Here is a 21,562-nt window from a genome sequence, read left to right on the forward strand (position 1 = left end):
CATGGGGTCGAGCGGGGGCCGCGGCCGAGCGACGATCGCCCGCCGCCGCCAGGTCGTGCCGTCCCTTCGGATCGAGCGCGACCTGTGGGACGGCGGCAACACGGTCGTGGTGGGCATGGACGAGGTGGGGCGCGGCGCGTGGGCCGGCCCACTCAGCGTCGGCGCCGCGGTGCTGCCGCGGGATCGCCGGGTCTACAAGGTGCGCGACTCGAAGATGCTGACCGAGCCCGAGCGGGAGGCGCTGTTCGACCGGGTGGCGGGGTGGTGCACGAGCTGGGCCGTGGGCCACGCCACTCCCGAAGAGTGCGACGAGCTGGGTATGTCCGAGGCCCAGCGGCTGGCTGCCGGGCGTGCCCTGGCCGCCCTCTCGCTGCGCCCCGACCACGTGCTGATCGACGGCCGGTGGGACTTCGTCGGGGGTCCCAACACCCGCCGAATCGTGAAGGGCGACGCCACGTGTCTGTCCATCGCCGCCGCGTCGGTCCTGGCCAAGGTCACCCGTGATCGGGTCATGCGCGGCGAGGCCCGGCACTTCCCGGGCTACGACTTCGAGCTGAACAAGGGCTACCCGTGCCCCCGCCACAAGATGTCCCTCCGGGCGTGGGGGCCCACGTCGATCCACCGGCGCAGCTGGGTGTTCATGGACCACTTGATCTGGGGGACTCGGTACCGGAGGCCGGGCGTCGAGGCCGAGCTTCCGTTCGCCGAGGGCGCGTCAGGAGGCGCCGGTGGGTGACGGCTCCTTCGGGAGACCGAGGACGCGCTCGCCGATGATGTTCTTCATGACCTCGTCCGTGCCGCCGGCGACCTTCACCCCCGGCGTACCGAGGACCAGCTCCGACCAGGCGTAGGTCCCCCACTCGCCCGTGTCGGCGGCCAGGCGCGGGCCCAGGGCGAGGCTCACCAGCTCGCCGACGCGCGACATGTTGTTGGTGAGCGAGAGCTTGGCGATCGACATCTCCGGACCCGGCAGCTGACCCGCCTTGATCTTGGCCATCGCCCGCTGGTTGGTGTAGCTGGCCACCTTGCCGTTGATGTAGACGTCGGCCAGGCGCTGGCGAAGCAGCGGATCATCGTTGGCGCCGAAGTGGCGGAGGAGCTCGACGAGGCGGTCGCCGCCGAGGACCCCGCCCACGCCGGCTCCGCCGGCGCCGATGGCGGCCCGCTCGTTCATGAGCGTGGTGAGGGCCACCGTCCAGCCCTGGTTGACGTCGCCGAGACGATGGTCGTCCGGCACACGCACGTCGGTGAAGAAGACCTCGTTGAACGTGGAGCCGCCCGTCATCTGGCGCAGCGGCCGAACCTCGACGCCCGGCGCGTGCATGTCGATGACGAAGCCCGTCAGACCCCGGTGCTTGGGCAGGCTGGGATCGGTGCGGCAGATGATCTCACCGATGTCGGCGAACTGGGCGACCGACGTCCAGACCTTCTGACCCGTGATGCGCCACTCGTCGCCGTCACGCTCGGCCCTGGTCTGGAGGCTGGCCAGGTCGGAGCCGGCCCCCGGCTCGCTGAAGAGCTGGCAGGCGATGATGTCGCCCCGATAGAGCGACCGCAGGTAGCGCTGCTTCGTCGCCTCGGTGGCATGGGCGAGGATCGTCGGCGCCACCATGCCCAGGCCGATGCCGAAGGGTGCCTGGGAGGCGGTGTCGAAGGCCGCTTCGCGCGACTGGTACAACCGCTCGTAGGAGGCGGGCAGCTCCCGGCCGCCGTAGGCCTGGGGCCCGGTGATCCACCCGAAGCCGGCGTCGAACACCTGCTGGCGCCACGCCTTGGCCGCCACCACCTCGGCCTCTTCCTCCTCGGTGGACCGCTCGGCGAAGAGGGCGACGCTGTCGGAGCCCTGACCCCAGCCCTTCTTCTGCTCCACCCGCAGCTTGGCGCTGGCCTCGAGGAAGGCGAGGACATCCCCCTCGAACTGCTCCTCGGACACGATCTCGGCCATGAGACCCCCTGGAAAGCCTTCTTGACTGACTGGTCAGGTTATCGGAGGCGGAGGTGGGCCGTGACCGGCCAATTGTTGACTGATAGGGTCAGGATTAGCCGACGTGAGGAGGTCGACCATGAGTGCCACCGACGAGCTCGTAGCCAACTCGCAGGCCTACGCCAACGCCTTCGACAAGGGTGACCTGCCCCTGCCGCCCGAGAAGAAGCTGGCCATCCTGGCCTGCATGGACGCCCGGCTCAACCTGTACGGGATCTTCGGCCTGCGTGAAGGTGACGCCCACGTGATCAGGAACGCGGGGGGTGGCGTGACCGACGACGCCATCCGCTCGCTCGCCATCTCGCAGCGGCTCCTCGGGACCGATGAGATCGTCCTCGTGCACCACACCGGTTGCGGGATGCTCACCTTCACCGATGACGCCTTCCGCCAGCAGGTGGAGGAGGACACCGGGGTGCGCCCGCCCTGGTCGGCCGAGGCATTCGCGGACCTGGACCAGGACGTCCGCCAGTCGATCGCCAGGATCAAGGCCAGCCCCTTCATCCCCAAGAAGAACGTGCGAGGCTTCGTCTACGAGGTCGAGAAGGGCTCGCTGCGCGAGGTGACCTAGCGGGACGAGGTGCTCAGTAGCCGAGGATGGCGCCAATGGCGAGGCCCGCGACGAGCAGTGCCCCCGCCCGTCGGGTGTGCAGAAAGGCGATCGCCGCGAACCACAGCGGCCACACGGGGAACCGTGGCGGTGGCTCGTCCGGACGCGGGCGGTCGAAGGCCTTCCACACCTTGGCCAGTGCCGGCAGGGCGGCGTAGGCCAGCAGCGTGGGCCACGGCAGGGCACCGACTCCGACGAGCACCGCCACGCTGACGTAAAAGGCGGCCATCATGCCCTGCGTCACACGGCGGGCGCGGTGCTCGCCGAGCAGCACCGGCAGGGTGCGCGTCCCCTGCGGTGCGTCCCACTCGATCTTGTCGATGTGCTTGCCCATGAGGACGGTCGTGCAGAGCAGGCCGTAGGGGATGGAGGCGGCGATGACCTGCCAGGGCAGATGGCCCACCGCCGCGTAGTAGGTGCCGCCGACCATCAACGGGCCCCACACCGCGAGCACGTCGGGCTCTCCCAGGCCGCGCTTCTTGAGCCGCAGGGGCGGGGCGGTGTAGGCCGCGCTCAGCAGGAAACCACCCAGGGCGAGGGCCACGACCGGCCAGCCTCGGTACCCGAAGAGCACGATGAGGATGGCGAGGTCGGCGACGTTGACAACCAGGGCCGCCGTGAGCAGGCCCCGCCGGGAGATCATCCCCGAGAGCACAGGGTGCGGGGCGTACAGCGCGCGGGGGTAGGTGTCCGTGTCGGCGCCGACCTGGAGATCGAACAAGTCGTTCATGAGGTTGTTGGCGGTGTGAGCCAGAAGGATGCCCGCCAGGGCGAGAAAGAACAGCCCGGGGCGAAAGCCCCGCTGGTTCACCGCCAGCAGACCCGCCACGGCGCCGGCCGTGAGGGTCATCGGCAGGACGGAGGCCCGCGTGAGGACCAGCCACTTCGACACCGGGTCGAGACGGCCCGCCGGCGGGTTGGACGTGCGGAGCACCTCCCGCCAGCGGGCAACGAGCCCGGGCGACGCGGTGGCGTCGGAGGCGGCGCCGTCAGACACTCTGGCCATCGGCCGAGAGGCTATCCGGCCACCCGGCCAGCCGCCTATCGGGTCACAAGCGCTGTCGGCTTAGAGACGGAGAACCCGCTCGGCGTTGCCCCACAACACCTTCTCTGTCACGGCATCGCTGAGGCCGAGGTCCGAGAACTCCCGTAGCCAGCGCTCGGGCAGGATGAACGGGTAGTCGGTCCCGAAGAGGGTCTTGTCCTGGAGCCGGCCACCGACCTCGCGAAGGAGCTCGGGCGGAAAATACCGCGGCGCCCACCCCGACAGGTCCGTGAAGACGTTCGCCTTGTGAAGAGCGATGGCGTTCATCTCCAGCTGCCACGGGAAGGCCGGGTGCGCGCAGATGATGGTGAGCGAGGGGAACCTGGCCGCCACCGCGTCGATGTGGATCGGCCGCACGAAGTCGAGCTGGAAGCCCGACCCCCCCGGCGTCCCCGCGCCCATGCCGGTGGTGCCGACGTGGAAGAGGCAGGGCACACCCAAGGCCGAGATCTCCTCCCACAACGGCGAGAACCGCTCGTCGGAGGGCAGGAACGCCATCGCCGCCTGCTGGAACTTGAAGCCCTTCATCCCCAGCTCCTTGACCGCCCGCCGGGCCTCGGCGACCGCCGCTTCGCCTTTCCAGGGATCGACCGACGCGAAGGGGATGAAGCGCTCGGGATATTGTCGGCAGACGTCCGCCACCCAGTCGTTGGTCACCGGTGGGCGCCCCGTGGCGGTCTCCGCGTCCCACGCCAGGAGCACGCCGCGCATCCCCTCGTAGTCGGCTGCCATCTCCTCGACGCTGCGTACCGGTATGTCGAGTCGGAAGTGATGGCACAGATCGTCCATGTACGGGCCGATGGACCCTCCCAGGTACTCGGCCGTCGAGGGATGGACGTGGCAGTCGATCGGCGTCCCCATCAGCGACCTCCGCTGACGTCGGGGATCGCTGCGGTGGCAACGGCTAGCTGGCCCATGACTCGACTACCTACCCGCAGTTGCCGACCCGCAGTCCGGCCTCTGGCATGTCCTGCTTGTTCCACCTTATGTCGAAAGCACTGAGGGCGAGCGGTCGCTTTCGACATAAGGTGGAACGCGCTGCTAATGACGGACGGGCCCCTCGGTGGCCACGGCGCCTAGCGCACCGAGTGCTCGAGCAGGGCCACGAGCGTTGTTGTCAGGGCCGCCCGAGCCTGGGGGACGGACAGACGCTGCTCGACGCGCAGGTTGTCCCACGCCGCGAAGCTGGTGGCCGTCTCGAGGGAGGCGACGATCGTGGCCCGATCTATCCCGTCCAGATGTTCGAGCTCCGGGCCGAACGTGGCGACCAGGTTTCGACGCAGGAGCCGTCGGGCCTGGCTCAGGCCCTCGTGCACCGCCTGGTGGAAGGGCTCGTGGCGGACGGCGGCACGGCGGACGGGCCCGATCCGCTCATAGAGATCGGCGCGGTGGCCCACCAGAGCGGCGATCCGGTCGGTCCTCGTCCCGCCTGGCGCCCCGGGCGACAGGAGCGGGCCGATGCGCGTGGCCTGATGCGCGGCCGCCGTGGCAAAGAGCTGCTCGAGGTCCTCGAAGTGACGGAACACCGTTCGCACCGACACCCCGGCTCGGGCGGCGATCTCGGCCGCCCCCGGTCGCAATGACCCCTCATCCAGCAGGTCCAGCATGGCGTCGACCACGGCGTCGCGGCTGCGGGCCGATCGCTGGGCCCGACCGTCGACCTCGCTCGTTCCCGGCGTCACGCCGGAGCGGCGACCGCCAGCGAGCGCACCTCACCAGGGAGGTGATCGTACAGATCGCTGATCAGGTCCTCACGGACAGCCCGCACGGTGGGATCATCCCAGCGGTTGTGCCACTGTTGCGGGTCGGCCGCCACGTCGTACAGCTCGCCGGTCGCGATCGAGACGCCCCCCGGGCCCCGGCGTTCCGCCTCGTACACGACTGACGAGGGCTCGAGCACCCTCGGACCCCAGACCTCTTCGAGGCCGTTGGGCTTGCCGGCCGTGGACGGCTCGTACACGGTGCAGAGCCAGCCGTCGCGGTATATGGAGCGCAGGTGCATGCCGTAGCCGGGGAACTGGCTGTCCCATTCGCACAGCATCCGCTCTCTCCCCGGTTGCCCGTCGCCAACGGGCAGGGCGGCGCCCTGCATCCAGTCGGCCGGCTCGATGCCGGCGATGGCGCACAGCGTCGGGGCCAGGTCCACCTGGCCGACGGGGTCGGCGACTTCGGCGGGCGCCACCCCCGCCACCGGAGCGGGTCGCCAGATGAGGGGGAGCCGCATCAGGGCGTCGACGTGGAACGGCCCCTTGTACAGCAGGCCGAAGTCACCCTGCAGCTCGCCGTGGTCGGTGGTGAAGATCACGTCGGTACGGTCCATCCATCCCCGCTCGTTGACCTCGTCGAGGACCCGGCCGCAGGCTTCGTCGACGAGCTCGTTCATCACGTGGACCTTTGCGTTGATCTCGCGCAGGGCGTCGACGGTCAGCCGGGACGGCACGAACGCCGCTGGGCCTCCCTCGACGTTCGGCCATCGCCCCTCCCAGAAGGCCAGCCAGTGCGGAGGCTTGCCCGCGAGGATGGCGCGGATGTCGTCGTCGGAGCCGGGGTGGCCGGGCGGCAGGTCCAGCTCCTGCCAAGGGACGCGATGGTTCTCCGACGCCGGGGGGTCCCACGGATGATGCGGATCGGGGAAGCTCATCCAGCAGAACCAGGGCTCGTCGTCGCCCATCGACGTAAGCCAGTCGACGGTCAGGTCGGCTACCCAGTCGGTGTGGTACCAGGGCCGGGGGATGGGATTGTTCTTGGTCTCGGGCGCGTCCGTGTCGCCGCCGGGCTCGGCCTGGAGAAGGTTGGCGAAGCTGTGGAGATGCTCCGGGTGGTGCTCGGCGAGCCACCGTCCGTAGTGCGCAAGGGGGAAGTCGCCCCACGCGGCGATGTGCATGGCCTGGATCGAACGCTCGAACCCGCGCCAGGGTCCGGTATCTCCGCGGGCGGCGCGCGCGTTCTCCTCGAAGCGGCGTTGGGGATCGACACCGGGCTCGAAGTGAGCCTTGCCCAACAGGGCGGTCCGGTACCCCGCCCGCTCCGCGAGGTAGGCGGCGATCGACGGGGCGTCGGGAGGCAGTGGGATCCCGTTGGCGATCACACCGTGCGTGCGGACGTACTGGCCTGTGAGGATGGTCGAACGGGCGGGCATGCACACCGTGTTCTGGTTGTAGGCCCGTCGGTAGTTGACGCCCTCGGCTGCCAGGCGATCGGCGACAGGGGTGCGAGCGACGGTGCCGCCGTTGCATCCCAAGCTGTCGTAGCGCTGCTGGTCCGTCGTGATGAGGAGGATGTTGCGGCGCGCGCCGCCACTGGATGGAGCCCGATCAGGCATGCGAGCCGGTCCAGTCCCCGATCGGCTCGCAGGCGAGCAGGACGGTGCGATCGAGCCCCTGCTCGCGGTCCTTGTGGGCGTCCTGGTACTCGTCCGTCGTGACCATGTCGACGAACGCCTGACGACTGGGGTACGACACCAGCACGGCCAGGTCCCAGTGATCGTGGTCGGGGTCGCCGATCACCAGGTGCTCGGGACGGCCCATCCAGACGACCCGACCGCCGCGGTCCTCGACCATCTTGACGGCGGCGCTGCCGTATTGACGGTAGGCATCCTCACCCCCCGACGTGCCCGAGCCCTCAGGTGGGGCGAAATGCAGCAGGTTGATCATCACGACCTCGCCCTCCCGGCCGTGGTGGGCGAACGCCTCGAACTGCGCCCGAGTAGGTGTGATGGCCATCGCCGGTCCTTTCTCCACCGATCCCTTCTTCTACGGGCGACGGTATAGATATGACACTGAGACTGTCAATACCTCGAAGGTGAGGGGCGGCGTCAGCCAGGAGCGTCGAGGTACGCCTCGGCGATCCAGTTCCGGAGCTCCTCGTCGTAGTCCTCGGGGCTCGAGAGGTTGGCGACGTGGAAGTAGCGCCCGTGGTACGGGACGACCTTCCTGGTGATCAGCGGATGGCGGACGGTACGGCGCAGCGAGAAGGACAGCGCCACCCACCGCTGCATCGGCCGTAGCTGGGCGAAGGTCTGCGCCCGCTTCAAGAAGATCCCAACCGACACGGGCTCCACGTGGACCGGTCCCAGGCTGTTCACGTGGCCCATGACGGCCTCGAAGATCGGGCGCTCGTGCGCGGGACCGGTGGAGAAGTACTCATCCACCGACATGGCCGGCTCACACTCGTGGGACTGCCCGGCGCGTGCGAAGCGTCGGCCGCATCCAGGACAGGTCCACCCCGGCACGGCGACCATGTTGGCCTCCCGCTCCGCGTCCGGCCAGCATGGGTACACTCCCCGCGGGTGGCGCCGGCCCTTGACGCGATCGTCTTTGCCCTCGGTGCCCTGGTCAGCCTCAGCACCAGCTGGCTTCTCGTCTCGAGGCTCGAGCGGGTGGGGGAGCGGCTGGGCTTGTCCGAGGCGCTCCTCGGCGTCGTCGCCGCCTTGGCCGCGGACGCCCCGGAGCTCACCGCTGCCATCACCGCCCTGATCCACCACGAGCGTCAAGTCGGCGCCGGCGTGGTCATCGGCTCGAACGTGTTCAACCTGGCCGCCCTGCTGGGCCTCGGAGCCCTCGTGGCCGGGCGCATCGCCCTACACCGCAGGGTGATCGAGCTGAGCGGGGCGATCGCGATCTGGGTCGCCGCGGTGTGCGTCGCCGCCGTGGTCGGCGCGGTCTCCGCCGTGGTCGCGCTCCTGCTGAGCCTGGTCGCCATGGTGCCGTACGTCGTCGTCCTCGCCGTCGGCCGAAGCAGCGTCGCGCACGTCCGGCTGCCTAGGAGCTGGATCACCTGGCTCGGCGCCGCGGTCGCCGACGAGGAGCTCGAGCTCGAGGACGCCATCCGGCCCCCACGCGGAACCGGTGGGGACGCCTTCCTCGCTGCCGCGTCGCTCATCGTGGTCGTCGTCGCCAGCGTCGCCATGGAGCGGGCGGCCTCGTCGCTCGGGGCTCGCTATGCCGTGCCCGCGATCGTCATCGGCGGTCTCGTCCTGGCCGCCGTCACGAGCCTCCCCAACGCCGTCGCCGCCGGCTACCTGGCATCCCGAGGACGGGGAGCTGCGGTCCTGAGCACTGCCCTCAACAGCAACGCGCTCAACGTCACCCTGGGCCTCCTCCTCCCGGCCGCGGTGATCGGGCTCGGGGCCCCGTCGGGCGAAACGACGTTCGTCGCCGCCTGCTACCTGGCGCTCACCGCTGTCGTACTGATCCTCGCCTACATGGGTAGCGGCCTCGGGCGCGGTGCCGGCGCTGTCATCATCAGCGGCTACATCGTCTTCGTCGGCGTGCTCCTGGCCATCGAGTGATCGACGGGGGCCGATCGGGGACACCGCCCGAATATCCTCGGACGACATGAAAGACGGCTATGGAAGGGGCTGGATCCGCGGACTGCTTCCCTTTCTGGCCAACCACCGGCGCAACGTGGCCTGGGCGTTCGGCGCCGCCGTCGTCGGGATGGTCATCCAGGCCCTGACCCCGGTGGTCGAGAAGGTCATCGTCGACGACGTGGTGCTGAGCCACCGCCGACCCCTCGGTCCCTGGCTGGGGCTGCTGCTCGGCGCCGGGCTGGTGAGCTTCGGCGCCGCCTACATCCGGCGCTTCAGAGGGGGCCGAGTCGCCCTCGACGTCCAGTTCGACCTGCGGACGGCGGTCTTCGAGCGCCTCCAGCGCCTGGACTTCGCCCGCCACGACCAGCTCGACACCGGCCAGCTGGTGTCCAGGGCGAGCTCGGATCTGGGCCTCATCCAGGGTCTGTTGTCGTTCCTTCCCATCGTGAGCGGCAACGTCGTCCTGCTCGTCGTGTCCTTTGTGGTGATGCTCTTCCTGTCGCCACCCCTCACGCTGGTGGCGGTGCTGGCGATCCCGACGATCGGCATCGTCGCCTGGCGGCTGCGCACCGCTGTGTTCCCCGCCAGCTGGGACGCCCAGCAGCGGGCCGCCGAGGTCACGGGCGTGGTCGACGAGGCCGTCACCGGTGTCAGGGTGGTCAAGGGCTTCGGCCAGGAGCGCCGGGAGGTGCGCCGGCTCACGGCCGTGGCCGAGCGTCTGTACGGGGCCCGGGTGCGGACGGTACGGCTCCAGGCCCGGCTCCAGGCCGCCCTTCAGGCGGTGCCTGCGCTGGCCCAGGTGGCCATCCTCGGGTTCGGCGGGTGGCTCGCTTACAAAGGCCAGATATCGCTGGGCACCTTCCTGGCCTTCTCGACCTACCTGCTCCAACTGGTGGCGCCGGTGCGGATGCTGGCCGGCCTGCTGTCCTTCGGCCAACAGGCGCGGGCTGGTGCCGAGCGCATCCTCGAGCTGCTCGACTCGAACCCGAAGGTGGTCGAGCGTGACGGCGCCCAGACTCTGCACCAGCTGCGTGGCGAGGTCAGCTTCGACCTCGTGTCGTTCGGCTACATGCGCTCGCGTCCCGTGCTGTCGGGGTTCTCCCTGTGTGTCCGTCCGGGCGAGACGGTTGCCCTGGTCGGAGCATCGGGGTCGGGTAAGTCGACGGTGGCGCTCCTGCTGCCTCGCTTCTACGACGTCGACGGCGGGTCGGTGCGCGTCGACGGCGTGGACGTGCGGGACGTCACGTTCGAGTCGTTGCGGCGCCAGATCGGTGTCGTGTTCGAGGAGACCTTCCTGTTCTCCGACACCGTACGGGCCAACATCGCCTACGGCCGGCCCGACGCCACCGAGGAGCAGGTCCTCGCGGCGGCACGCGCGGCCGAGGCGGACCGCTTCATCGCCGAGCTGCCCGACGGCTACGACACTGTCGTCGGCGAGCGCGGCCTGACGCTGTCCGGCGGTCAACGCCAGCGTGTCGCGCTGGCCCGGGCTCTGCTCACCGATCCCCGGGTCCTGATCCTCGACGACGCGACCTCCTCGATCGACGCCAGCACCGAGGAGGAGATCCACGCCACCCTGCGCCGGCTCATGGAGGGTCGGACGACGCTCCTGGTGGCCCACCGGCGCTCGACGTTGCGTCTGGCCGACCGGATCGCCGTGGTCGACCGGGGCGTGGTCGTGGACGACGGCACCCACGAGGAGCTGCTGGCCCGCAGCGTCCAGTACCGCCGCCTGGTGGCGGGACCGGGCGAAGGCGCCGAGGGGGAGGCCGAGCTGGCGGAGCCCGCGCCCGTCACCCCGCCTACGGCGACCCCGCCACCAGCGCGGGTCGGCGGCGCGATTGCCGCCTCCGAGGGCGTCATGCTGGCGCCGACCCCCGAGCTCATGGCGGCCGTGGAGGCGCTTCCCCCGGCCGACCACCATCCCGAGGTGGACGTGGAGCGCGAGTCGGCCGAGGATCCGCGGTTCGGGTTCGGGCGTTTCGTGCGCCCGTTCCGGCGGCAGCTGGGGGTGGGCGTGGGGCTGGTGCTGGTCGACACCATTTTGACCGTGCTCGGCCCCGTACTCGTGAAGGTGGGCATCGACCAGGGTGTGGTGAACCACTCGCTGTTGGCCCTGGCGATCGCCACCCTCGTGTACCTCGGCGTGGTCCTCGCCGACTGGCTCGATACCTGGGGGGAGATCCGCTACACGGGCCGCACCGCCGAGCGGCTGCTGTTCGCTCTGCGGGTGCGGATCTTCTCGCACCTGCAGCGCCTGGCGCTGGACTTCTACGAGCGGGAGATGGCGGGGCGGATCATGACCCGCATGACCACCGACGTCGAGTCGCTGTCCCAGCTTCTCCAGACCGGGCTGGTCAATGCGCTGGTCAACCTCTTCAGCTTCGTCGGGGTGGCGATCGCGCTCATCGTGATGGATTTCCGCCTGAGCCTCGTCACCTTCGCCGTCATGCCGCCGCTGCTGGCGGGCACCTGGTGGTTCCGTCAGCGTTCCCGACGCGCCTACGACCAGGCTCGCGAGCGGATCGCAGTGGTGAACGCCAACTTCCAGGAGAACCTTTCGGGGGTCCGCGTCGCCCAGGCCTACGGCCAGGAGGGTCGCAACGAGCAGACCTTCCGCCAGGTCTCCAGCGACTACCTGGGAACTCGGGTGGGGGCCCAGCGCCTCGTGGCCATCTACTTTCCGTTCGTCCTCCTGCTCTCGGACGTGGCCGCTGCGCTCGTGCTCGGGGCGGGGGCCTGGTTGGTGGGCCGCCACCAGCTCAGCGTCGGCGTGCTGATCGCCTTCCTGCTCTACCTCGACCAGCTGTTCTCGCCCATCCAGCAGCTGTCGCAGACGTTCGACCAGTGGCAGCAGGCGCGGGCGTCGATGGTCAAGATCAACGAGCTGATGCGGATCCCGGTCTCCACTCCCGAACCGGATCATCCGATCCGTCCGGGACGCCTCGAGGGTTCGGTGCGATTCGAGTCGGTGCGGTTCGGCTACCAGGGGTCGCGCGCCGAGGCCCTGCGCGGCGTCGATCTCGACATCGAACCGGGCGAGACCGTGGCTCTCGTCGGCGAGACGGGCGCGGGCAAGTCGACAGTCGTGAAGCTGCTGGCGCGTTTCTACGACGTCACCGGAGGGCGGATCCTGATCGACGGGCTGCCGCTCGCCGAGCTCGACCTGGCCGCCTTCCGGGCCCAGCTCGGCTACGTGCCGCAGGAGCCGTTCCTCTTCTCGGGGACGATCCGCGACAACATCGCCTACGGTCGGCCGTCGGCCAGCGACGCCGAGGTCGAGACCGCCGCCCGGGCAGTCGGTGCCCACGAGCTGGTGGTAAGCCTGCCCGGGGGCTACGACTACCTGGTGAGCGAGCGGGGCCGGGCGCTGTCGGCCGGGCAGCGTCAGCTCATCGCCCTGGCCAGGGCCAGGCTGGTCGACCCCGCCATCCTGGTGCTCGACGAGGCGACCTCGAACCTCGACCTGTCGACCGAAGCCCGGGTTGCCCGCGCCATGGCCAGGGTCGCGCGCGGTCGGACGACGCTGCTGATCGCCCATCGGCTCCCCACGGCGCGCAGCGCCGATCGCATCGTGGTCATGCACGAGGGGCGGGTCGTCGAGCAGGGCCGTCACGACGAGCTCCTCGCCAGGGGCGGACGCTACGCCGGCATGTGGGCGGCCTTCGACGTCGAGCCGGTGGCGGGCTGAACTGCCGCCGTGCCCCGAGCTACGCCCGGCGGAGGTCGACGTCCAGGGCGAGGGTGAGGCACCGGCAGGCCCCACCGGCCATCAGGAACTCGTCGACCGGAGCGATCGCCACCGAGAAGCCCCAGGCTTCCAGTGCCCGACCGAGCCGCGGCGGGCAGGAGGGCATGATGATGTTGTCGCCGACCACCACCGAGTTGGCGCAGAACGCCAGGGCCTCGTCGTCCTCCAGCACGAGCAGCTCGGGGACCAGGGCGGCGATGACCTTGCGCCCGTAGGCGTCGAGGCCGAGCGGCGCCACCATGGCCCGCCGGTCGTCGAGCGGGCAGAAGGTGAGGTCGAGGTGGTACAGGCGCTCGTCCGCCAGCTCGACCGAGCGGACCGGCGCACCGGTCAGCTTGGACAGTGCGGGATGTGAGGAGGCGTCCGATCGAAACCTGTACGCCGACACCAGCACCAGCTCGCCCGGCGTACCGAATGGCAGGGCATCGCCCGCGCCTTCGTGCACCACCCGTTCGGGCAGCCAGTCGACAGTAAAGCCGTGCCTGGCGAACCACTCCGCGTCATGTGCGGTCTCTCCCTGGCGCTCGGGATGGCGAAATCTTGCCGGTACGAACTGACGCCCGTTGACCACGCCCGCGTTGGCGGTGAACACCAGGTCCGGAAGGTGCTCGACCGGGTCCATGAGCTCGATCTCGGCGCCGGCGGCCTGCAGCTGCGCCATCAGGCCGTCGAACTGCTCCAGGGCCCGGTCGGGATCGGGGTGCACCTCGGCGTGCATCCACGGGTTGATCTCGTAGAGGACGGTGAAGTGCTGTGGACGGCACATCAGGAGGCGCCGGCCCCACGGGAGCGGCGTCAACCCGCCGGACCACCCAGCTGCCCGGCGAGCTGGCTCACGAAGAGGCCCACATCGGTGACGATGCCGAGGGCCTGGTGGCTGCCCCGGTCGGCGAGCTTGGTCACCACCGCCTGGTTGATGTCGACGCAGAAGGTCTCCACGCCCGCCGGGAGCAGGTTCCCGGTGGCGATGGCATGGAGGGTGGAGGCCAGCATCAGCGCGACGCTGACGCCGGGAACGAGGTACCGCATGGCGTCGGCCGCCTCGACGACGTCCCGGTAGACGTCGGGCAACGGGCCGTCGTCGCGCGGGGAGCCGGCGAGAACGAAGGGCACGTCGCGCCGCACACACTCGTACATCACGCCGCCGTCGACGTAGCCCGCTTCCACTGCGCTGGCGATGGAGCCGTAGCGGCGGACCTCGTTGATCACCCGAAGGTGGTTGGCGCGTCCTCCGTCGGCGGGGACCCCCGCGCCCATGGACACGCCGAGCGACGTGCCCATGACGTTGGCCTCGATGTCGTGGGCAGCGAAGCCGTTGCCGGCGAAGAGGATGTCGATCCATCCCTCGCGAACCAGGCGGGCCAGGTCCGGGCCGGCGCCGGTGTGGATCACGGCAGGACCACACACGGCCAGCACCCCGCCTCCCGGGCGGGCCTTCTGGTCGGGCCCGCCTCCCGGGCGGGCCTTCTCCCGGCGGACCCGCTCGGCCACCTCGGCCACGACCACGGCCTTGGGTTTCTCGGACGACACCTCCGACGTCATGAACTCGAAGGGCCCGGCACCCCGCGGCCGCTCGGGCGCCTCCACCCGGACTCCGTCGTTTCCCACGACCACGGGGTCACCGGCCCGAACGCGGTGCATGGGAACGGTGCGGACCCGCTCGAGGCCGTCGCCGCTCGGTCCCGGGCGCACGACGATGGCGCAGTCCATCTCGGGGTTGACCACGCTCACCCAGCGACCGTCGACGCGCACCCAGGTGGGCAGGTTGGTCGTGGCGTAGAAGCCGGCCGGGAGCACGCCGTCGGTGTCGGCCGCCACCAGCTCGGCGTCGCCCTGGACGACGCGGTTGGCCCCCTGGGCCTGGAGCTGGGACAGGAGGGGGCCGAGCACCTCGTCGCTGGGAGCCGAGATCTTGATGCGGGCCCGGCTGACGTCCCGATTGGTCTTGCCGATGTCGACCGACTGGACCTCGTAGTCCGCGCCCGCCGCCAGCACGAGATCCATCACTTTGGCCAGGATCAGCGAGTCGATGATGTGACCCTCGATCTCGACCGTCTCGGTCGCCGGCGCCATCGGCGCCAGCGTACCCAGGCCCCCGGCTGTCGCCGGGCGTCGGTCTGCCGTTCGACCCGGCCAACGAGGTGGACCAGGATGGAGTCATGGCGAGCTTCGATCCCTGGGAAGCCACGCTCGAACGACTCGACGACGCAGCCAAGCTGGCCGGGCTCGACTCGGACGTCCACCGCCTGCTCCGTACGCCACGCCGGGTCCTCGAGGTCGCGGTGCCCGTGCGCATGGACGACGGGCGGGTGGAGGTGTTCATCGGTTGGCGGGTGCACCACGACACCACCCGGGGTCCGGCAAAAGGAGGGATCCGCTTCCACCCCGAGCTGGACGCACGGGAGGTCGTCTCTCTCGCCGCCAACATGACGTTCAAGACGGCGGTGGTGAACATCCCCTTCGGCGGCGGCAAGGGAGGTGTGCGCTGCGACCCTCGACGGTTCTCCGACGGCGAGCTCGAGCGCCTCACCCGCCGTTACGCCACCGAGATCTCGCCCATCCTGGGTCCCGATCGGGACATCCCGGCGCCGGACGTCAACACCGACGGCCGGGTCATGGCGTGGCTGATGGACACGCTGTCCATGATGCGGGGCGGCGGTGCCAACCCCGGGGCGGTGACGGGCAAGCCGCTTTCGATCGGCGGAACGCGAAGCCACTCCGGCGCCACCGCGTCGGGTGTGCTCGCCTGCACGCGGGCGGTGTTCACCGAGCTGGACATGAGCTTCGTCGGCGCCCGCGTGGTGCTGCAGGGATTCGGCAAGGTGGGTGGTCCGCTGGCCTTCCTGCTGTCGTCGGCCGGGATGCGCATCATCGGGGTGAGCGACTTGGGGGGCGCGGTGTACAACCCGGGCGGGCTCGATCCCTCGGCGCTGGGCAGCCACGTCGATATCCATGGGACGGTTGCCGGGTTCGACGCCGGCGACCCCGTCGAGCCCGCAGACCTGTGGGAGCTCAAATGCGAGCTCGTGGTCCCGGCTGCGCTCGAAGGCGCCGTGGACGAGCAGGTCGCCTCCCGCCTGGGCGCCAAGGTCGTCGTCGAGGCGGCAAACTCGCCGACCACGCCCGAAGCAGACTCGATCCTGGACCGTCGTCACATCGTCGTGGTGCCCGACATCCTGGCCAACGCCGGCGGTGTCACGGTGTCCTACTTCGAATGGGCACAGAGCCGACAGGGCTACGCGTGGGAAGAGGGATTGGTCGCCAGCCGACTGCGGGCGAGCATGGACAACGCCTTCACCTCGGTGTGGGCCAGGGCCGACGCGCTCGGCGTCTCGTTGCGACGGGCTGCTTTTGTGATCGCCGTCGAGCGGGTGGCGGAGGCCATCTCGGCACGTGGCCTGTTTCCGTGAGCGGGTTCTGGGAAAGGTGACACTTGTGTCAGAGAAGGGTTGACGCCGGTGTTAGGTTTGCCTAATACTTAGGGAGACCTAAGCTCTGACCTTGCCCGCCGCATCAGGAGCCCGCCGTGCCTGCCGGTGAAGTCTTTCTGCTCGGTGCCATCGCCGGACTGACAATCCTCCTCGGCTTGCCCATCGGACGTATGCGGCAGGTGAGCCCCAGCCTGCGGGTGCTCCTCAACGCCGTCGCCATCGGCATCCTCGTCTTCCTTCTGTGGGACGTCCTGTCGAAGGCGGTGGAGCCGGCGCAGACCTCGCTCCAGGCGGCGGTCGACCACCACGGCTCATGGTGGGCGTTCGTCGGTCCATGCCTCACATTCGTCGGATGCCTCGCCGTCGGTCTTCTCAGCCTGGTGTTCTACGACCGCTGGGCGGGCCAGCGGGCGAAGCGGCGGCGGTTCGGACCGGGCGCCGCCTCGGTGGCCGAGCTCTCCCAGCCCGCGGGAGCGCTGGTGCGATCGGGCGAGAGCCTGGCCATCCTGATCGCCGTCGGCATCGGCCTCCACAACCTCTCCGAGGGGCTCGCCATCGGTCAGTCGGCAGCGAGGAACGAGGTGAGCCTGGCCCTGGTGCTCATCATCGGCTTCGGGTTGCACAACGCCACAGAGGGCTTCGGCATCGTGGCGCCGCTGGCCGTCGAGGACGTCCGACCCAGCTGGGCCTTCCTCGCCCTGTTGGGACTGATCGGTGGTGGGCCGACGTTCCTCGGCACGGTTGTCGGGCGCTCGTTCGTGAACGAGACGCTCTTCGTCGCCTTCCTGGCTCTGGCCGCCGGGTCCATCCTCTACGTGGTGATCCAGCTGCTGAACGTGGCCTACAAGATGGGCCACAAGGAGATGCTCATGTGGGGAATCCTGGGAGGGCTCGTAGCCGGGTTCGCCACCGACTTCGTGTTGACGGCCGCCGGCGTCTGAGCCTCGTTCCCCAATGAGCACAGAGGTCCAGATCCCTGTCGGCGAACGTGTCCTCGATGCAGACCTGGCGGGGCCCGACTCACCGGAGGGTGTGGTCGCCTTCGCCCATGGGAGTGGCAGCAGCCGCCACAGCCCTCGCAACCGGGAGGTCGCGGCCGTCCTCCAGGAAGCGGGCCTGGCCACCCTGCTGGCCGACTTGCTCACGCCCGAGGAGGAGCAGGCAGACCTGCGCACCGGCCACCTGCGCTTCGACATCGGTCTGCTGGCCGAGCGCGTGGTGGCCATCATCAGATGGCTGTCAGTCGAGCCAACATCGGCCGGGCTGGCGATCGGTCTCTTCGGCGCCAGCACCGGCGCCGCCGCCGCCCTGGTCGCCGCGGCGCGCCAACCCGAGGATGTCTCGGCCGTGGTCTCCCGCGGCGGCCGCCCCGATCTGGCCGGGGCCGACCTCGGCGCGGTGCGAGCACCCACCCTGCTCATCGTCGGTGGGCGTGACGACGTCGTCCTCGGTCTCAACCAACGGGCGCTCCGGGAGCTGCGCGGCGAGAAGCGGCTCGAGGTGGTTCCCGGGGCGTCGCATCTGTTCGAGGAGCCCGGCGCCCTGCAGACGGTCGCCAGCCTGGCGCGGTCGTGGTTCCTCGAGCATCTCCCGAAGGTTGCCTGACAAGCTCGAACACACGTTCGACTCCGGCTGCCGACGGCCGTAGGATTCAGGTTCTATGGCCTTGGCCGAGCTCGCCCGGCGGGTGCGTCCCGTGTCCCTGGCCGGCGAGCAGCGGCTGGAGGTGGTCCCCGCGCTGTCCGGGCTGATGCCCGGCGGGGGTATCCGGCGTGGAAGCACGACCACGGTGGCCAGCGGACCGGCGGGAGGCGCCACCTCGCTGGCGCTGGCCCTGCTGGCCCGGGCCACGGTCGAGGGATCGTGGTGCGCGGTGGTGGGCGTTCCCGATCTGGGACTGGTGGGGGCGACCGAGCTCGGGGTCGATGTGTCCCACCTCGCCCTGGTCCCAGCGCCCGAGGACCGGTGGATGACCGTGGTGGCAGCGCTGCTCGACGGCGTCGACGCCGTTCTCTTCCGGCCCCCGCGCCGGGTACGGCCCCCCGACATCCGTCGCCTGGCCGGCCGGGCCCGGGAGCGAGGAGCGGCGTTGGTGGTCCTGGCCGGTGGGGTGGGCGCGGGCGATCGGGCCGGACCGCGGAGGGCCTGGCCGGGGGTGACCGATGTCGGTCTGGCCGTGACGGCCAGTCGCTGGACCGGCCTCGGTGACGGGCATGGATGTCTTCGGGGCCGCCAGGTCGAGGTGGTGGCCGAGGGCAGAGGAGCAGCGGCGCGGCCGGTCATGGCCCGCCTGTGGCTGCCCTCTTCCGACGGCGAGGTGGCCCTCGACCAGCAGGTGCCACTCGCACCCGCGCTGCTCGAACCAGCAGTCACCGCGGGTTGAGCGATGGCGACCCGGACGCTGGTCGCGTCGTGTCCCGACTGGCCGGTGACGGCGGCGGGTGTCCCGGCTGACATCGCGGCTGCCGTGGTCTTTGCCAATCGGGTCGAGGCGGCTTCGGTGGCGGCCAGGGCCGAAGGCGTCCGGATCGGTCTGCGCCGTCGCGAGGCGCAGAGCCGCTGTCCCGGTCTGACGGTCATCGAGCGAGATATTGGTCAGGAGACTCGCTCCTTCGAACCAGTGGTGACGGCCGTCGAGGCGTTCGGGCCGAAGGTGGAGGTGTCGCGGCCGGGCACCTGCGCCATTCCCACCCGGGGGCCGGCTCGGTACTTCGGTGGGGAGGAGGCCCTGATCGATCGGATCGGAGCGGCGGTGGCGAATGCGATCGCCCGGCTGGTGCCGACTGGACCCATCGGCCGGGCCAGTCCCTACTGGGGGGTCGGCATCGCCGACGGTCGTTTCGCCGCCACCTTGGCCGCTGGTCCGGGCATCATCGTGGCGCCCGGGCGGAGCGCGGCGTTCCTGGCCGACTTCCCCGTGGCCGTTCTCGAGCGGCCAGGCCGGGCCCGGGAGGCCGGCCCGACGACACAGCTGACCGACCTCCTGGTGCGCCTCGGCATCCGCACCCTTGGCCAGCTCGCGACCCTGCCGACGGCGGACGTGCTGGCCCGGTTCGGGCCCGAGGGAGCTCTGGCCCAGCGCCTGGCGCGGGGCCTCGACGAGGGTTCCCTGGCCGGACGGGAGCCACCGCCCGACCTGGTCGTCTCGGTGGAGCTCGATCCACCGGTCGACCGGGTCGACACGGCCGCGTTCGCAACCAGGACTCTCGCCCAGGACCTGCACGAGCGTCTGGTCCGACTGGGAATGGCCTGTCACCGGTTGCGGATCGAGGCCGAGACCGAGCATGGCGAGCACCTGAGCCGCCTGTGGACCCATGACGGCCCGTTCGTTCCCGCCGATATGACCGAACGTGTGCGCTGGCAGCTCGACGGCTGGTTGAGCGGCACCGCCGCCGCCCGGCCCACGGCGGGCCTCACCCTGCTACGGCTGCTGCCCGACGAGGTGGTCCCCGATCAGGGACGCCAGCTCGGGTTCTGGGGCGGCGAGGCCGGAGTCGACGAGCGAACGGCCCGAGCCCTGGCCCGCGTGCAGGGCCTGCTGGGGCCGGAGGCGGTGGTCACGGCAATGCTGGTCGGCGGCCGCAGTCCCAAGGAGCAGGTCCGGCTGGTGCCCTGGGGTGACCAGCGCGAGGACAGCCGGTCCGACAGGACAGCGCCGCCGTGGCCCGGGAGGGTGCCGCCTCCGGCGCCCGCCGTCGTGCACGGCCGGTCGCTCGTCGCCGAGGTCCTCGACGGCGACGGTCGCGCCATCGAGGTGACAGGGCGGGGCGTGGTCAGCGCTGCCCCGGCGCGGCTGTCGGTGGCCGGCGGACCCTGGACCGAGGTTGCAGCCTGGGCGGGACCGTGGCCGGCCGACGAGCGATGGTGGGACCCGGCCGCCCACCGCCGCCGGGCCCGGCTCCAGGTGGTGCTTGCCGACGGCTGCGCCCACCTGTTGGCACTGGAAGCGGGCTGCTGGGGCGTCGAGGCCACCTACGACTGAGCTCAGCCCGGTGGGGGGACGCCGCTCGGCGCCGCCACGGCGTTGGCCACCGGCACGCTGTGCACCGCAGGCGCCGCGCTCTTGCTGCTGCTCTCCTTGACGATGGGCTGGGCCAGCAGGAACAGGCTGGTCATGGTGTAGGCGACCATGGCGAAGATCCACGGCCACTCCGAGCGCTCCGCCTGGACCTTGGTGCGGGCCACACCGGCGAGGTGGCGGTGGGCGATGAACACGGCGGCGATGTGCACGGCGATGATCAACGCCACCTGGAGGTACCAGATGACGCCCGAGGGCACGGGTTGTTTGTGGACGACGTATGAATCGTTGAACGGGGCGGGGAGCCACTGCAATGTGCCGGTCGGCTTGCCGACAAGCGGAATGAGGAGCTGTCCGTTCACCAGCAGGTACTGGAAGTTGTGCGCAACCAGGTAGCCGAACGAGATGGGTAGCAGCGACGGAAGCAGGTGGCCGATGGTCTCCCGTACGGACAGGTCCAGGTGGCCCACGTCCCGCACACCCCTGGCGAAGAGGCCGAACACTATCCACGCCAGCCCAACCAGCACGGCGAAGGCGACCATGGCCACGAAGACGTAGCCCGCTGATCCCACCGTGAACCCGTGAGGGAGCTGGCCCTGGAACCGCTTCCACGCCGGGATGGCCAGCAGCCCGTCGAAGGTCACCGACATGAGCATCAGGAACACGAAGGTGATCCTGCTGATCGACGACTCGAAGGGCTGGTCCACGCCGCCCAGGAATCCTCGTCGTCCAGGCCGCCCGAAGCGCCAGTAGCCCAGGCGCCCCCACGTCGCCCACAGCACCGAGAACATCTCGCCTTGCTCGAGCCACACCTCGGCGCCGAACAGCAGGCCGCCGACGGCGCTGATCAAGGCGTAGACGATCAGAGCCACGGCGGTGACGATCGGCCTGGTCGCCCAGCCGTTGTAGATCAGCTCACCGCTGGCCACGAGGAAGAAGATCAGCGTCGCCGGCCAGAACCCCAGCCAGCGGGGCCAGGAGAGGGCCGGTCCACCGATCAGGCGCTGGCGGAGCGCGGGACGATCCACCAGCCGGGCGATGGTCGCGAACGGATTGACCCAGGGCGTCCAGTCCCCGAACACCCCGCACGAGATGGGCACCGCGATCCAGATGATCAGCCAGAACATCGTGGGCAGGATGTTCTCGGCGATCTCCTGTGACCCGTAGATGCCGGAGTAGATCAGGAAGGCGAGGAGCAGCAGGCCGAGGCCGCCGAGCAGCGGCCGGTGGGGCACGACGTAGCCGCCGTCCCCGGTCGTGGCCCCATCGGCGGGGGCCACCTCGCGCCGCACGACGAGCAGGAAGGAGGCAAAGACGACGGCCGCTCCGCCGAGGACGAACAGGTACAGCGGAACCGGAAGGTCGTACCGGGCCCCGAAGGCGTGGGCCAAGATCAGGGGGGGAGACAACATGCT

Annotated in this window: 19 protein-coding genes; 9 read left to right on the forward strand and 10 right to left on the reverse strand. The window is 70.3% G+C overall.

The window, feature by feature from the left end:
- Window position 1 precedes the first annotated feature (1 nt).
- Entirely contained in the window at window positions 2-736 is a 735-nt protein-coding gene (locus tag VH112_06595) for a ribonuclease HII (protein HEX4539898.1), read from the forward strand.
- Here VH112_06595 and VH112_06600 read toward each other — a convergent pair.
- Window positions 716-1,945: an acyl-CoA dehydrogenase family protein gene (locus VH112_06600; GenBank protein HEX4539899.1), complete on the reverse strand. Its 1,230-nt coding sequence runs from the start codon at window positions 1,943-1,945 to the stop codon at window positions 716-718. The genes VH112_06595 and VH112_06600 overlap by 21 nt on opposite strands.
- A gap of 118 nt (window positions 1,946-2,063) precedes the next feature.
- Between VH112_06600 and VH112_06605 the strand changes: the two genes are divergently transcribed.
- Window positions 2,064-2,552: a carbonic anhydrase gene (locus VH112_06605; protein ID HEX4539900.1), complete on the forward strand. Its 489-nt coding sequence runs from the start codon at window positions 2,064-2,066 to the stop codon at window positions 2,550-2,552.
- A gap of 13 nt (window positions 2,553-2,565) precedes the next feature.
- Here the strand turns inward: VH112_06605 and VH112_06610 are convergent, their stop codons facing one another.
- From VH112_06610 to VH112_06635, 6 genes are all read right to left on the reverse strand, one after another.
- Window positions 2,566-3,597 carry a prenyltransferase gene (locus VH112_06610; protein HEX4539901.1) on the reverse strand — a complete coding sequence of 344 codons (1,032 nt, stop codon included), beginning with the start codon at window positions 3,595-3,597 and terminating at the stop codon, window positions 2,566-2,568.
- A 60-nt stretch (window positions 3,598-3,657) separates the two neighbouring features.
- On the reverse strand, window positions 3,658-4,497 hold the full coding sequence (locus VH112_06615) for an amidohydrolase family protein (protein HEX4539902.1): 840 nt from the start codon (window positions 4,495-4,497) through the stop codon (window positions 3,658-3,660).
- 215 nt (window positions 4,498-4,712) lie between these two features.
- Entirely contained in the window at window positions 4,713-5,318 is a 606-nt protein-coding gene (locus VH112_06620; GenBank protein HEX4539903.1) for a TetR/AcrR family transcriptional regulator, read from the reverse strand.
- Entirely contained in the window at window positions 5,315-6,958 is a 1,644-nt protein-coding gene (locus VH112_06625; protein ID HEX4539904.1) for a sulfatase-like hydrolase/transferase, read from the reverse strand. The genes VH112_06620 and VH112_06625 overlap by 4 nt, the downstream gene beginning before the upstream one ends.
- Entirely contained in the window at window positions 6,951-7,358 is a 408-nt protein-coding gene (locus tag VH112_06630) for a DUF1330 domain-containing protein (GenBank protein HEX4539905.1), read from the reverse strand. The genes VH112_06625 and VH112_06630 overlap by 8 nt, the downstream gene beginning before the upstream one ends.
- Window positions 7,359-7,450: 92 nt before the next feature.
- The gene (locus tag VH112_06635) at window positions 7,451-7,792 is read right to left on the reverse strand and encodes a DUF5655 domain-containing protein (protein HEX4539906.1); all 342 of its coding nucleotides are present in this window, start codon (window positions 7,790-7,792) and stop codon (window positions 7,451-7,453) included.
- Window positions 7,793-7,924: 132 nt separating this feature from the next.
- On the opposite strand from VH112_06635, the gene VH112_06640 reads away from it, so the two are divergent.
- Together VH112_06640 and VH112_06645 are read left to right on the forward strand one after the other, a co-directional pair.
- The gene (locus tag VH112_06640; protein ID HEX4539907.1) at window positions 7,925-8,926 is read left to right on the forward strand and encodes a hypothetical protein; all 1,002 of its coding nucleotides are present in this window, start codon (window positions 7,925-7,927) and stop codon (window positions 8,924-8,926) included.
- Window positions 8,927-8,972: 46 nt separating this feature from the next.
- The gene (locus VH112_06645; protein ID HEX4539908.1) at window positions 8,973-12,638 is read left to right on the forward strand and encodes an ABC transporter ATP-binding protein; all 3,666 of its coding nucleotides are present in this window, start codon (window positions 8,973-8,975) and stop codon (window positions 12,636-12,638) included.
- Between the two features lie 19 nt (window positions 12,639-12,657).
- Here VH112_06645 and VH112_06650 read toward each other — a convergent pair whose 3' ends face one another.
- A complete protein-coding gene (locus VH112_06650) occupies window positions 12,658-13,464 on the reverse strand; it encodes an arginine deiminase-related protein (protein ID HEX4539909.1) in 807 nt (268 codons plus the stop codon).
- 29 nt (window positions 13,465-13,493) lie between these two features.
- A complete protein-coding gene (locus VH112_06655) occupies window positions 13,494-14,771 on the reverse strand; it encodes a TIGR00300 family protein (GenBank protein HEX4539910.1) in 1,278 nt (425 codons plus the stop codon).
- Between the two features lie 86 nt (window positions 14,772-14,857).
- Between VH112_06655 and VH112_06660 the strand changes: the two genes are divergently transcribed.
- From VH112_06660 to VH112_06680, 5 genes are all read left to right on the forward strand, one after another.
- Window positions 14,858-16,108, forward strand: a complete 1,251-nt coding sequence (locus tag VH112_06660; GenBank protein HEX4539911.1) for a Glu/Leu/Phe/Val dehydrogenase — start codon at window positions 14,858-14,860, stop codon at window positions 16,106-16,108.
- Between the two features lie 116 nt (window positions 16,109-16,224).
- Complete coding sequence (locus VH112_06665) at window positions 16,225-17,070, forward strand: ZIP family metal transporter (GenBank protein HEX4539912.1); 846 nt, start codon at window positions 16,225-16,227, stop codon at window positions 17,068-17,070.
- A gap of 13 nt (window positions 17,071-17,083) precedes the next feature.
- Window positions 17,084-17,734 (forward strand): dienelactone hydrolase family protein, encoded by a 651-nt coding sequence (locus tag VH112_06670; GenBank protein ID HEX4539913.1) that lies wholly within the window; start codon window positions 17,084-17,086, stop codon window positions 17,732-17,734.
- A gap of 55 nt (window positions 17,735-17,789) precedes the next feature.
- Window positions 17,790-18,512: a hypothetical protein gene (locus VH112_06675; GenBank protein HEX4539914.1), complete on the forward strand. Its 723-nt coding sequence runs from the start codon at window positions 17,790-17,792 to the stop codon at window positions 18,510-18,512.
- 3 nt (window positions 18,513-18,515) lie between these two features.
- Window positions 18,516-20,111 carry a DNA polymerase Y family protein gene (locus tag VH112_06680; GenBank protein ID HEX4539915.1) on the forward strand — a complete coding sequence of 532 codons (1,596 nt, stop codon included), beginning with the start codon at window positions 18,516-18,518 and terminating at the stop codon, window positions 20,109-20,111.
- Window positions 20,112-20,113: 2 nt separating this feature from the next.
- On the opposite strand, the gene VH112_06685 is transcribed toward VH112_06680, so the two are convergent.
- Window positions 20,114-21,559, reverse strand: coding sequence for a hypothetical protein (locus VH112_06685; protein ID HEX4539916.1), 1,446 nt, complete (start codon window positions 21,557-21,559; stop codon window positions 20,114-20,116).
- Window positions 21,560-21,562 lie beyond the last annotated feature (3 nt).

It is taken from the genome of Acidimicrobiales bacterium, assembly GCA_036270875.1.
Classification (GTDB): Bacteria; Actinomycetota; Acidimicrobiia; order Acidimicrobiales; family AC-9; genus AC-9.